Source organism: Bradyrhizobium genosp. P (assembly GCF_049949265.1).
Classification (GTDB): domain Bacteria; phylum Pseudomonadota; class Alphaproteobacteria; order Rhizobiales; family Xanthobacteraceae; genus Bradyrhizobium.
Map to the genome: position 1 here is coordinate 8,321,074 of NZ_CP188195.1, position 12,488 is coordinate 8,333,561.

Here is a 12,488-nt window from a genome sequence, read left to right on the forward strand (position 1 = left end):
TTGCTGACGAGCGGCAGGGCCGCTACACCATAGGTGTGTTCCTGACGGGGGTCGATATGTCTGTCTTTCGAGGAGGCTGCCTTTGCGGCACAATCCGGTACGCCGCCAGCGCCCAGCCGATACGGGTCACCTATTGTCATTGCAGATTCTGCCAGAGAGCAACCGGATCGGCTTACATGGTAGAACCGATCTTCGAGAAGACATCCTTTGAAGTGACGGCTGGCAAACCTGCTACCTTCACGCAAGCTTCCAAAGGCAGCGGAAAGCGGGTCACCATCAATTTCTGCGCCGCCTGCGGCACCAAGCTGTATCTCGACCTGGAACGGTTCCCGGCAGTATACGGGGTCTATGGCGGCACATTCGATGACCCGAACTGGTTCGATCGTCGGCCGGAAATAACCCGGCATATCTTTCTAGACTCTGCGCAGCACGGCACGGTCATACCTGCCGGAGTAAAAACGTTTCGCCAGCACACAATGCTCAACGAGGGAGCCCCGGCGGCACCGACCGTCTTCGAGGGGCACCATTTCATTTAGATTTAGAAGGGCGCCCTGATCCGAAGTCCGAGTCGGGTCAATCGCGTCGCCTGTTCCGTTGAATCGAACCGACCTACGTCTCGAGCGGTCTGAAAGCCGACGTGCTTTCAGGAGCTTACCGGCTTCAAAATGGCCCGCCTCACTAACCGAGGAGGCCATCATGGCTGACGTCTCAAGCGTTACTGAAGTGGCATCCAAACGCATCCCCTGGAATAAGGGGAAGATCGTTGGAGCGAAGCCGCCACTTCGGCCTAAGCACGTGTGGTCCATTCGAACAAAGCTCCAAGTCGAAAGTCGCGTTCGGGATCTTGCTTTATTCAATCTCGCCATCGACAGTAAACTCCGCGGCTGCGACGTCGTGGCGCTGAAAGTCGATGACATGGCACCCAGCGGCTACGCGGCCGACCGCGCAACCGTTCGGCGGAAGAAGACCGGCCGATCTATCGGCACCTGCACCGCGCGGCGAAGGAAAAAGCCCGAAGAGTTAGCGACACAAGCAAACAGGACCCGAAGGTCCTGTTCAATGGTTTCCCTGATGTCCGGGAATCAATACTCATCATAGCGGCGATAGAAGCTGTGATGATGGTGGTGGTGGTGGTGATGGTGATGGTACCGCCGATACCGTGGCACCACCACGATCGGCGCTTCTTGATAATAGCCGCGAGGATAGAAGCTGTGGTGATGATGGTGATGATGATGATGATGATGATAGTAGTACTGAGCGAGCTGAATGTTCTCGCTTGCCTTCGCTGGCGCTTGTTCATCGATAGCCCGCAGCAGGGCTACAGCATTCGGGATGGGCTCAAGCAGCTCGGCGTATGAACTGGCCTGCAAGGCATCGGCCGGCGCTGGCGCGGGCGCAGCGTCGGCGGAGCCGAATGTCCCGAGCGCGGCAACCGCTCCCAATAGTCCAGAGATCTTCTTGTCCATAGTTGTTCTCCAAAACGGTCGCCGGACCCAACGCCGGTATTCCGCAACGTCAAACATTCCGGGATGTTCCCTGAAAGGGACGTTAATGCCCTGTGGCGAGATGGCGCCCCCCGACGCCTTAATTTGCTGAACGTGCGGCAGTACGGTGCAGGAATTGCAGCAGCAGCCGGCTAACCTTCCGCGGCTGCTCCTGCTGCACCCGGTGGCCGGCGCCCTCGACCAGATGATAGCCGATCATGTTGGTGCAGGCTTTCGACTGCATGGCTTCGTATAACACCGAGCGCTGATAGGTGCCCCCGTCCTGCTTCCTCCCGGGGCATGCCGATGTCGCAGTTGGTAGAGTCGAGGATGGGCGCGGTAGCTTGGGGCCTATGGCCAACGCCCCGTTTCCCATCCCCGCTCATCAAACCGGACGGGCCGATTTCCGGCATCCGGCTTTCCGACCAGCTTCACCGCAAGGCACGCGACGGGACCGCTCGGGGCAGGCGTTGGAGGCACAGAACGCCGAGTTCTCGATGAATAACATCGAATGTGAATCGGCGATTGCCGCGCCCTTGCACCTTGTGCCTTCGCGCGAGGAACCTGCGCAATCGTTCAAAGACGTATTGGTCGACGCTGCGGTATGCCTTGCTCAGCGAGCCGTAGCCAAAGTAGTTGGACCAGCCTCGCAGAGACCTGTTCAGCTTGTCACATACTTCCGGCCATGGATCGATATTGCTCGGCACCAGAAGGTCGCCGATTCTTGTCTTGAGCCGTTGCACACTCTTCTTGGACGGGCTTGCACCCAGATACCAATTCCCGTTCGCCTCAAACCGATGCGCGCCGAACGAGTAGCCGAGGAAGTCGAAGCGTTCCTGTCGGGCGTTTCTCAACGAAGTTTTCGCCTCGTTGATCGTCAACCCGAGCTTGGTCATCACCACCTTCGTCCACGCTAGTGCCTCCGCCGCACGACCGCGGCTGAGGATAACGAAGTCGTCGGCATAGGAGACGACGTGAGCCTGGAAGCTCTCGCCGCAGCCAGTCAAACGCCAATGCTTCAGGAACCGGTTCATGTAGATGTTGGCCAGCAGTGGACTTGCGACACCGCCTTGCGGCGTGCCACGCGTGTTTCGCTTGCCGCCACTCATACTCCGGGCTCCGTCCGCGTCCCGTTCCTCGATCGGCGCCCTCAGCCACATCTTGATGAGGCACAGGACGTTTCGATCCACCACACGCCGGGCTACTGACTTCATCAGCTCGGAATGCGGTATCGTATCGAAGTACTTGGACAAATCAGCATCAACTACGTCGGCATAGCCCCGGCATAAATGCCGGTGCACTTCCTTGACCGCGTCCACCGCCCCGCGAGCGGGCCGGTAGCCGTAGGCATTGTCCTCGAAGTCAGCCTCGAAGATCGGTTCGATCACGATCTTGGCGGCAGTCTGAATCACACGATCACGAATGGTCGGAATGCCGAGCGGACGCTCGCCACCATTCGCTTTCGGGATCATCACCCGCCGCACCGGATCAGGTCGGTACGTCTTCGAGACCAGTTCCGCGCGCAAGCCCGCCAACCATGCTTCCAGGCCCTGCTTCTCGATCTGAGCAAACGTCATCCCGTCCACACCTGGTGCACCCGCATTAACGCGGGCAAGCCGATAGGCGTGGTCTAGGATGTCCTCGCGACAGATCTTGTCGTAGAGCAGATAGAAGCGGAAGGTGGGCTCCGCCTTCGCTTTGCAGTAGAGCTTTCTCTGAAGGCTCCGGATCTTATCAGGCGTTGTCAGGCTCATCACCAATCACCTTCACCTCACCATCTTCAAAAGCGCACCAGAAGTCGGGGCCCTTTGCTCCACCGGCATTACCCGGCATCAACGCTCCTATGGCCCCGTCCGACTCCCGCCGTGACCACCGCCTGATGCGATGCTGAGGCCGCTACCCTCGTCCGCGACGGGTCTCCCCCTGTAACTGCGAACTACCCTTCCGACGTGCCGTGCCCACTACCCCGGCGGATCGCGTGGGTGCGCGTGTCGATTGCTTCCCCACACGTGCGGCCTTCCCCAAATGACCGGAGGGTCGGCATCCGCATTAGAACTTTCGAGGCCTGCTCGGGCTTCACTTTTGTTACGGCCCATCAGATCGCTCAGCAGCCCACGGCTGCCTTCGTCGCAGGGCTCCGACCCAGCCAGTTACCCGGCCGAGCCGCCTGCCAGCTTCCGGACCAATCGACAATTATCCGGGTGAGTTCCTCCCTCACTGGTAGTTCGCGCCCTCGGGGCGCACGTAGAGTCGAGGATGGGCGCGGTAGCTTGGGGCCTATGGCCAACGCCCCGTTTCCCATCCCCGCTCATCAAACCGGACGGGCCGATTTCCGGCATCCGGCTTTCCGACCAGCTTCACCGCAAGGCACGCGACGGGACCGCTCGGGGCAGGCGTTGGAGGCACAGAACGCCGAGTTCTCGATGAATAACATCGAATGTGAATCGGCGATTGCCGCGCCCTTGCACCTTGTGCCTTCGCGCGAGGAACCTGCGCAATCGTTCAAAGACGTATTGGTCGACGCTGCGGTATGCCTTGCTCAGCGAGCCGTAGCCAAAGTAGTTGGACCAGCCTCGCAGAGACCTGTTCAGCTTGTCACATACTTCCGGCCATGGATCGATATTGCTCGGCACCAGAAGGTCGCCGATTCTTGTCTTGAGCCGTTGCACACTCTTCTTGGACGGGCTTGCACCCAGATACCAATTCCCGTTCGCCTCAAACCGATGCGCGCCGAACGAGTAGCCGAGGAAGTCGAAGCGTTCCTGTCGGGCGTTTCTCAACGAAGTTTTCGCCTCGTTGATCGTCAACCCGAGCTTGGTCATCACCACCTTCGTCCACGCTAGTGCCTCCGCCGCACGACCGCGGCTGAGGATAACGAAGTCGTCGGCATAGGAGACGACGTGAGCCTGGAAGCTCTCGCCGCAGCCAGTCAAACGCCAATGCTTCAGGAACCGGTTCATGTAGATGTTGGCCAGCAGTGGACTTGCGACACCGCCTTGCGGCGTGCCACGCGTGTTTCGCTTGCCGCCACTCATACTCCGGGCTCCGTCCGCGTCCCGTTCCTCGATCGGCGCCCTCAGCCACATCTTGATGAGGCACAGGACGTTTCGATCCACCACACGCCGGGCTACTGACTTCATCAGCTCGGAATGCGGTATCGTATCGAAGTACTTGGACAAATCAGCATCAACTACGTCGGCATAGCCCCGGCATAAATGCCGGTGCACTTCCTTGACCGCGTCCACCGCCCCGCGAGCGGGCCGGTAGCCGTAGGCATTGTCCTCGAAGTCAGCCTCGAAGATCGGTTCGATCACGATCTTGGCGGCAGTCTGAATCACACGATCACGAATGGTCGGAATGCCGAGCGGACGCTCGCCACCATTCGCTTTCGGGATCATCACCCGCCGCACCGGATCAGGTCGGTACGTCTTCGAGACCAGTTCCGCGCGCAAGCCCGCCAACCATGCTTCCAGGCCCTGCTTCTCGATCTGAGCAAACGTCATCCCGTCCACACCTGGTGCACCCGCATTAACGCGGGCAAGCCGATAGGCGTGGTCTAGGATGTCCTCGCGACAGATCTTGTCGTAGAGCAGATAGAAGCGGAAGGTGGGCTCCGCCTTCGCTTTGCAGTAGAGCTTTCTCTGAAGGCTCCGGATCTTATCAGGCGTTGTCAGGCTCATCACCAATCACCTTCACCTCACCATCTTCAAAAGCGCACCAGAAGTCGGGGCCCTTTGCTCCACCGGCATTACCCGGCATCAACGCTCCTATGGCCCCGTCCGACTCCCGCCGTGACCACCGCCTGATGCGATGCTGAGGCCGCTACCCTCGTCCGCGACGGGTCTCCCCCTGTAACTGCGAACTACCCTTCCGACGTGCCGTGCCCACTACCCCGGCGGATCGCGTGGGTGCGCGTGTCGATTGCTTCCCCACACGTGCGGCCTTCCCCAAATGACCGGAGGGTCGGCATCCGCATTAGAACTTTCGAGGCCTGCTCGGGCTTCACTTTTGTTACGGCCCATCAGATCGCTCAGCAGCCCACGGCTGCCTTCGTCGCAGGGCTCCGACCCAGCCAGTTACCCGGCCGAGCCGCCTGCCAGCTTCCGGACCAATCGACAATTATCCGGGTGAGTTCCTCCCTCACTGGTAGTTCGCGCCCTCGGGGCGCACGGTCAATCGCGTCATTCTAACGAGGACCGGCCGCTTCCGATTCACCTCTGACAACAGACATCGTGAGAGCCAGTCGGCACGTCTCATACGGGCCATAGGCGGAAGTTGCGCCTGGCGCGGGGGCATGCGTCGTCACATGCTCACTCTGTTCGAGACGTGACGCGCCCAGGGCTGCTCGTTTTGGTAGTTGCGCTACTAAGTGCCAGCTCAACTCAGCCGCCGATGTCGCTGCTAAGGATTTCGCCAAACCGCTCCCAAGTCTCGCCCTTGAACCTTATCAGTTGCACCTGCGAAATAGGAGCAAAGTGTGTGGCAGTCGTGTTGATCTTGACGCCCGGCAGCAGCCCGTCCAGTTCGAGGTCCCTGATGCTGGCGGCCTGCTTCATAACGTTCTCGCGCGTGAGATCATCGCCGCAGGCCTTCAGTACATGCACCAGCGTTTGAGCAACCGCGTACCCGTAGACAATCGCACCGTCGGTACGGTTGGCATCTGGGTAGTATTTATCCAGGAACTCGTTCCAGGCCTTTAGGTCGTTCTTCCAATATGGATCGGACGGATCTTTGAGATAGACCGAGGAAATGATCCCTTGCGAAGCGTCAAATCCGGCGGGCTTGATGACGCCGCCGACCGAGGAGGAGATGTTGGCGAGAAAGTGCAGGGGTTTCCAGCCGATCTCGGCGGCCTTCCTGATGGCCTGCGCCGCGAACTTCGGTCCGGTGATATCGACGAATACGTCAGCGTTCAGTGATTTCATCTTGACGATATGCGAGTCGATGGTTGGTTCGACCGACTCATAAGCGTCCTCGGCAATGATCATCGACGAAGCCTTGTCGCCGAGGCCGTCCTTCAGGCCCTTGAGATAATCCTTCCCCAAATCATCGTTCTGATAGAGGACAGCAACCTTTGCGTCCGACTTCTCCTTCAGAATATACTTTGCGTAGATCCGCGCCTCATCCTGGAAGTTGGGCTGCCACCCCATGCTCCAAGGGAAGTTCTTTGGATCATTAAATTTCGTCGAGCCGGTCGCGACGAATAGCTGCGGCAGTTTCTTGGTGTTCATGTACTTCTGGATGGCGAGATTGTTGGCCGATCCCAGCGACTGAAAGATCAGCAGCACCTCGTCATCTTCGACGAGTTTGCGCGCCTGCTCGACCGCTTTCGGCGGACTGTATGCATCGTCATAGGAAATGAAATTGATCTTGCGACCATTGATACCGCCTTCGGCGTTGATCTTGCGGAAATAGGCCGCCTCGGTCCTGCCGATGACGCCGAAGGCCGATGCCGGCCCGCTGTAGGGCATGATGTTGCCGATCTTGATCTCGGTATCGGTTGCGCCGAGATCGTATTTCTTCTGGCCAATTGCGCTGCTTCCAGTGGCAGCAAGCAAAACAATGGCGGTCGAAAACGCCGACAATCGTCGCGCGACGAAGGACATTTCGTTTCTCCCTATGAATCCATGAATGTGTTTGTTGCCTCGGGACCTCTTTCGGGTCTTTTTCGTCCAATATTGAACACCCCTCAGCAAACCTTGTCGATAGAGACCGCCACCTCGTCTGCGCTTCCGGATCAGTTCGTGCGGTTCGGTCAGCGTAGCTGCGTTCGGGCTAGGGCCGGTGTCCGTATCGGGTCATGCGCGTCGATCCAGCCACAGGTCAGCCATTCCCGGTCTACCGCCAAGTGCCGACATTTGGACGAACGCTGGCTTTCGTCGGTTCGTGCCATCGCAGCGAATTGCGTCGTATCCGATCGCTCGTCGGCACAAGCATCATGCGCGGGCTCATTCGGTCAGCCCTGCTTTGCGGAGACCCTCCGTCAACAGCTTCGAGTTTGATTGCCCGCCCCGAGCGATCCACGCCGATATTGTGAAAGCAGGGTCGATCTCTAGCACACGGGCAGCCGCCTCGCGAGCATCTGCATCACGTCCGAGATGGGCGAATGCGGAGGCGAGACAGTGGTAAGCTACTGAGAGGGAGGGGTTCTGACGAAGGGCTTTCTTCCTGCGACGATGGCCTCGTCAAAGCGACGAAGCCCAATAAGGGCCATTCCCATCCCAACAAACACCGACGTTCTTTAACGACCTTTCGCCGAGATCATCGAACGCATACGCCGTCTTCCCGCGCACTTGCCGATAGGCATCGTCCGACAGGCACACGCTTCCCGGCTCGCATTCGTTCTCGACACGCGCCGCGACGTTGACGCCGTCGCCAAAAAGGTCGTCGCCGTCGATGATAATGTCGCCTACGTTTATTCCGACCCGGAACAGAATGTGTGGCCCAGCTCCACTGGTTGTTCGCTCCGCTATCTTCTCCTGAACCTCGACCGCGCAGGTCACAGCATCGAGAGCACTTGCGAACTCGGCCAGCATGCCGTCGCCGGTGGTCTTGACGATGCGGCCATTGTAAGGAGCGATGGCGGGATCGACGATCTCATGGCGGTGCGCTTTCAGGGCCGACAGCGTGCCGACCTCGTCAGCGCCCATCAGCCGCGAGTAGCCGCGACATCAGCCACCAGGACCGCCGCGAGTCGCCGCTCGATACGCTCGCCTGTCAACGAAGCCTCCGATCGAATGATCTCAGCTACGTCATCAAAGCATAGGAACGGTTCAATAGCTAATTTCTGTGCCTTTATGAGTGCGCGCCCTCGCAGCGCAAGGCTCGTCCGGCAACTGGGCCGGACGAGCCTAAGACCAGGCGTTATTCGACGAAGCCGACGCCGCGGAACACTGTGCCGTAGACCGGCCCTGCGACCGTTGTGAACGACTCGTTTCCGACCTGGCTCAATTGCGTCGCTGCGATCTGATCGGTGATTTCCACCACCTTGTTGGGATCGGCACCGTTGTCGCCCGAGGCGCTCTTGGTCGAGGTTGTCGCCCAGAGCGTCACTGTGCCGTTGCGGTTGATCCGGCCGGTCAGATTACGCAGTCCAATCGTGGTTATAGCTGGCCATGGGCCAGCGTAGCCGGTCACATTACCATCGACGACGCCAATCAGCCCCTTCGTCAGCACGTATTGGAGATGCCAAGAGCCGTTGCTGCCGAGAGTCCATTTCTGTAGCCCCGCGTGCGACGATGTGTCCGTCGTGCTCCCGGTGCCTTCGTCGCTGACATACACAGTGGTCGGATTCGCGAAAAACACGGCGAAGGGCGTGTAATTTCCATTGGTCGCGCGCGCCGAATCAGTCGGAAAACCGGGCACGACAGCAATGGTCGAGGTCGCCGCGTTGTACAATGTGGGCAGCGAGTTCGGCGCCTTGACGGTATAGACCGTATCCATGCCGTTACTGCCGCTACCCTTCGTAAAATAGAGCGCGCCGCCGAATTCCGTAATGCCGCGATAATTGTTGTCCTTGCCCGGCTTATCGAGGCCCAACGGATTGCTACTGGTCACCTTGTTGAGGGGGTATTGGATCGACGGATCGACTTCGGACGAAGTGGCCGATGGGATTGTCGCGCTAACCACCGACGAATTGATTGGATTGACGACTACGAGGCCTGTTGTCTCGGTGACGTCCGGGTTCGTTCCGTTTGGCGCAAAGGTCGATGCATTGCCATTGTTGGCGTTGCCGACCATATAGTACAAACCATTCGACCCCAACAAGGCAGACCGGCCGTTATTGCCGCCGTAATCGAGGGTCGGCGTATAAGTGATGCTGGCTTTCTCATCGACTGAGACGATGGTGCGGCGAAAGGCGTAGCCCGGCCCGAAGGCGACGGTCACCGGGTTCGTTGGATCCTGTCCCGGCAAAGCATCGGAATTCGATACGTCGAGTTTTCCAACGCCCGCGTTCGCATAGCCCACAAGCACGACACTAACTGCCGGCCACTTGTTGATCACATGCAGGCCAAGCTCGGATTTGGACGAAAAGCTGGTAACAACTTGATCTGTCGGCATCTGCATCGAGCGGAAGACTTTGCCGTTGCTCAAGTCGATATCGGTCAGCTGGATGGCCGAAGTCACGCCGAAGCTGCCATCGACCGATGCATTGTTCCAAATAGTGAGGTAGCTATTACCCGCGACTGCCGTCGAGGGGCCGGGCAGCGGCGTGCCGATCGCGAGCGCGGCGACCGCCCCTTGCGTTGCGTCGTAAGTGCTGCTGCTGATAACCAGCGAACCGTGCTTCAAGAATTGCTGATCCGCGCGGGCAGGCGTTGGATCAGCAAGACCGATCAGCGCGGTGCCAAGAAGTGCAGTCCCGGACAAAAGTTTTTGGCGTAGCCCCGGGCGGCGCGCGGCGCTACTAATGATGTTCAACATCGCGATTCCCCTTAAGGTAGTTGGAAACGTGGCCACGCTATGGTCGAACTGTGACGGGTTGATTACGAAGGTCGTTGCAGGCATCCAGTCAATCAAAGAGAGCTTTGCGCAGATCCGATTTTGTTTCCATTCGAAGGCCCAAACACCCGTTCGTCATGGAATTTGAGATCGCCGGATGTCGTTGGGGCGTACCTGTGACCGGTCGGGCGTCCGCTTAGGGTCCAACAGCGCCATTTGCGAGGTCGGCCAGTTACTTCCGGTCTACCCCGATAAGCGGACCACTTCGGAGCCCGCCCGCGCTTCGCAGTCGGGCCAACATCAGACTGCCCCGCACGGGCGTGGCATAAAGCTCTCAGGCTACTCTTTTGGCGACACCGTCCGCAAATAAGCAACGATGGCATCGAGATCGGTAACCGACACCGTGGCATAGATTTCAGGTTCCTGAGGCGGTTCTAAATATTCGGCCCAATGTCTCATGTGGGTCAGAAGGCAATATCCCCGAGGCCGGGTCGGGTTTCCGCTTCGTCCCCGAAAGCGGGCGTCCCGGATTTTAATGAGTACGCGCCCTACTCGCCCCACTCCCGCGCCATCGTTGCGAGCGCGCAGCCCTCGCAATAGCGGGCATCCTTGAAGTCGATCCAGTCGTGCGCATAGACGCGGTCGAGCGGAATGCCGTAGCGCGCGCGCAGCACCTTCACCAGCACCCGCCATGCAGCAATCTGCGCGTCGGTCGGGCCACGGGTGACGTCGGGATAATTGCCGGCGAACTCGACGCCGATCGAGGTGTCCTTGTTCACCTGGTGATAGGTCTTGCTGTTGTCGATGTACTTGTTGTCGTTGCGGTCGGCGCCGTCGGTGTGAGTCAGAACCAGATTGTCCGCGACCGCCCAATAGACCGTGCCGTCGGTTTCGACCCAGACCATGACGCCGCGCCGGGTCGGGTTCTTGTGCTGCTCTTGCGCGCCGAAGCGCGCCGAGCCGGCCGGGCCCTCGGTCTGGTGCACGATGATGTTGCGCCAGGGATGGGAGTTGGCGACGTCGCCCCAGGGCGACAGCCAGACCATCTTCAGCCCGGGGATGTCAGGCGTACCTTGCGAGCGCGCGATGGTGGCAAGGTTGGGCGTTTCGGCAAAGGCCGACGAAGACAGCACGAGTACGAAGAGCGCGGCAAACAGGCGAAGCGTCATGCGGAAAGATCCGATGTCGCCACGCCATAGCACGCTCAGGCGCTCCTGCGCAGCAGCTCGACCATGTCGGGTGCGAGCGGCGGCGCTGATGGCTCGTAGGTCGCGTAGCCGTTCTTGCCGCCCTTCTTGGCGTCATAGAGCGCGTGGTCGGCAGCGGCGATCAGCCGGTCGGGATGCATGCCGATCTCGCGGGACCATTGCGCGACGCCGATCGAGATCGCGATCGGAATGTCCTTGCCGGTGCACTGCTCGGCATCGGCGCGGACGACTTCCAGCACGCGGCGGGCGATCATCCCGCCCTCGCGCAAGGTCGAGGACGGCAACACGATGCAGAACTCGTCGCCGCCGGTGCGGGCCAGCATGTCGCCCGGCCGCAGCCGGGTCTGCGCCATCAGGGTGAAATGCTGCAGGCAGGCGTCGCCGGCGGCATGGCCATGGGTATCGTTGATGGCCTTGAAGCCGTCGAGATCGATCGCCAGCAGTGCGAACGTCTCGCCGCTGCGCTCGGAGCGCGCACATTCCTCGGTCAGCCGCTGCAGCAGGTGACGGCGGTTACCGACGCCGGTCAGGTCGTCGAGCAGCGCGAGGTCGGCGACCTCGTTGCGCAGCCGGTCCATCGCCATCAGCAGGAAACCGAAATTCAGCGCCATCGACAGGAACACCAGCACCAGGATCAGCGCCGCCTGCGCCGCATCGAATTGCAGGTAGGAAAACTCGCCGTCCGGGCGAAGCAGCGCGCCGGTCAGGCGGACGGTGTAGATACCGATAATGATGGTGGCGACGATGCCGGCCAGCCGCGCGCCCGGGCTGACGCGGCCGTTCTCGGGCGACAGCAGCAGCCTGAGCGACAGCGCGATCGGCAGAACCTGCGCCGTCGTGTAGGACAGCATCCGCAGCTGCATGCTGTCGTAGCCGAAGATGAAGATGTTCAAGGCTGCGAAGGTCAATCCGGTGGTCAGCGCGGTACCGCGCCATGTCACGGGCTTGCCGTAGAACCGCTTGATGCCCATCGCGGCAAGGCAGGCGGCGAACACCAGAATCGTGCCGGCCACCAGCAGCGGCAGCAGCGAGTCCGTCATCACCACGCGGAGCGTTGCAAAGGCCGCACCGGTCGCCGCAGCGAACGTGGACGCCGTCCAGAACCGGGCCGCGCCGAATGCGGGATAGCTGTGCGCCACATAGGCCCAGATCAGGCCGAGTGCGAGAAAATTGATAACGAACACCGTCCAAAGCGTCGGAACGCTCAACATTGCCTTCGCGCGAGCCCTTTGGGCCTCGCCTCCCCTGTGATCGAACCGCCCGCCCCTGAGGCGCTCCTCCGACGACAATCCCCGTTGTCTTGCGGACAAGATGCGGCCGCGCCGCTTAACGGACTCTGACCCGCCACCTGCCA

Annotated in this window: 10 protein-coding genes and 1 pseudogene; 2 read left to right on the forward strand and 9 right to left on the reverse strand. The window is 60.2% G+C overall.

The features are described 5' to 3' along the window. The first annotated feature begins 176 nt into the window (after positions 1–176). Positions 177–536: a GFA family protein gene (locus ACP2YO_RS39920; protein WP_426436681.1), complete on the forward strand. Its 360-nt coding sequence runs from the start codon at positions 177–179 to the stop codon at positions 534–536. A gap of 160 nt (positions 537–696) precedes the next feature. Then, positions 697–981 (forward strand): annotated as a pseudogene (locus ACP2YO_RS39925) (tyrosine-type recombinase/integrase); the annotation flags it as partial. 101 nt (positions 982–1,082) lie between these two features. On the opposite strand, the gene ACP2YO_RS39930 reads toward ACP2YO_RS39925, so the two are convergent. From ACP2YO_RS39930 to ACP2YO_RS39970, 9 genes are all read right to left on the reverse strand, one after another. Next, positions 1,083–1,466 carry a hypothetical protein gene (locus ACP2YO_RS39930; RefSeq protein ID WP_426436682.1) on the reverse strand — a complete coding sequence of 128 codons (384 nt, stop codon included), beginning with the start codon at positions 1,464–1,466 and terminating at the stop codon, positions 1,083–1,085. Positions 1,467–1,584: 118 nt separating this feature from the next. Beyond that, positions 1,585–1,728, reverse strand: coding sequence for an alpha/beta fold hydrolase (locus tag ACP2YO_RS39935; protein ID WP_426436683.1), 144 nt, complete (start codon positions 1,726–1,728; stop codon positions 1,585–1,587). Positions 1,729–1,915: 187 nt separating this feature from the next. Next, on the reverse strand, positions 1,916–3,238 hold the full coding sequence (ltrA, locus tag ACP2YO_RS39940; protein WP_426435889.1) for a group II intron reverse transcriptase/maturase: 1,323 nt from the start codon (positions 3,236–3,238) through the stop codon (positions 1,916–1,918). A gap of 603 nt (positions 3,239–3,841) precedes the next feature. Further along, entirely contained in the window at positions 3,842–5,164 is a 1,323-nt protein-coding gene (ltrA, locus tag ACP2YO_RS39945; protein WP_426435889.1) for a group II intron reverse transcriptase/maturase, read from the reverse strand. A gap of 702 nt (positions 5,165–5,866) precedes the next feature. Then, the gene (locus ACP2YO_RS39950; RefSeq protein ID WP_426436684.1) at positions 5,867–7,090 is read right to left on the reverse strand and encodes an ABC transporter substrate-binding protein; all 1,224 of its coding nucleotides are present in this window, start codon (positions 7,088–7,090) and stop codon (positions 5,867–5,869) included. A 579-nt stretch (positions 7,091–7,669) separates the two neighbouring features. After that, a complete protein-coding gene (locus ACP2YO_RS39955; RefSeq protein WP_426436685.1) occupies positions 7,670–8,134 on the reverse strand; it encodes an adenylate/guanylate cyclase domain-containing protein in 465 nt (154 codons plus the stop codon). Positions 8,135–8,348: 214 nt separating this feature from the next. Further along, on the reverse strand, positions 8,349–9,908 hold the full coding sequence (locus ACP2YO_RS39960) for a hypothetical protein (RefSeq protein ID WP_426436686.1): 1,560 nt from the start codon (positions 9,906–9,908) through the stop codon (positions 8,349–8,351). A 566-nt stretch (positions 9,909–10,474) separates the two neighbouring features. Continuing rightward, positions 10,475–11,095 carry a peptidoglycan recognition protein family protein gene (locus tag ACP2YO_RS39965; protein ID WP_426436687.1) on the reverse strand — a complete coding sequence of 207 codons (621 nt, stop codon included), beginning with the start codon at positions 11,093–11,095 and terminating at the stop codon, positions 10,475–10,477. Between the two features lie 35 nt (positions 11,096–11,130). Beyond that, positions 11,131–12,345 (reverse strand): GGDEF domain-containing protein, encoded by a 1,215-nt coding sequence (locus ACP2YO_RS39970; RefSeq protein ID WP_426436688.1) that lies wholly within the window; start codon positions 12,343–12,345, stop codon positions 11,131–11,133. Between the last annotated feature and the right edge of the window lie 143 nt (positions 12,346–12,488).

Bases quoted from the DNA above. Each gene is read 5' to 3' on its own strand.
- ltrA (WP_426435889.1), bottom strand. From the start codon at position 3,238: ATGAGCCTGACAACGCCTGATAAGATCCGGAGCCTTCAGAGAAAGCTC.
- ltrA (WP_426435889.1), bottom strand. From the start codon at position 5,164: ATGAGCCTGACAACGCCTGATAAGATCCGGAGCCTTCAGAGAAAGCTC.
- ACP2YO_RS39930 (WP_426436682.1), bottom strand. From the start codon at position 1,466: ATGGACAAGAAGATCTCTGGACTATTGGGAGCGGTTGCCGCGCTCGGG.
- ACP2YO_RS39935 (WP_426436683.1), bottom strand. From the start codon at position 1,728: ATGCAGTCGAAAGCCTGCACCAACATGATCGGCTATCATCTGGTCGAG.
- ACP2YO_RS39965 (WP_426436687.1), bottom strand. From the start codon at position 11,095: ATGACGCTTCGCCTGTTTGCCGCGCTCTTCGTACTCGTGCTGTCTTCG.
- ACP2YO_RS39955 (WP_426436685.1), bottom strand. From the start codon at position 8,134: ATGGGCGCTGACGAGGTCGGCACGCTGTCGGCCCTGAAAGCGCACCGC.
- ACP2YO_RS39960 (WP_426436686.1), bottom strand. From the start codon at position 9,908: ATGTTGAACATCATTAGTAGCGCCGCGCGCCGCCCGGGGCTACGCCAA.
- ACP2YO_RS39920 (WP_426436681.1), top strand. From the start codon at position 177: ATGGTAGAACCGATCTTCGAGAAGACATCCTTTGAAGTGACGGCTGGC.
- ACP2YO_RS39950 (WP_426436684.1), bottom strand. From the start codon at position 7,090: ATGTCCTTCGTCGCGCGACGATTGTCGGCGTTTTCGACCGCCATTGTT.
- ACP2YO_RS39970 (WP_426436688.1), bottom strand. From the start codon at position 12,345: ATGTTGAGCGTTCCGACGCTTTGGACGGTGTTCGTTATCAATTTTCTC.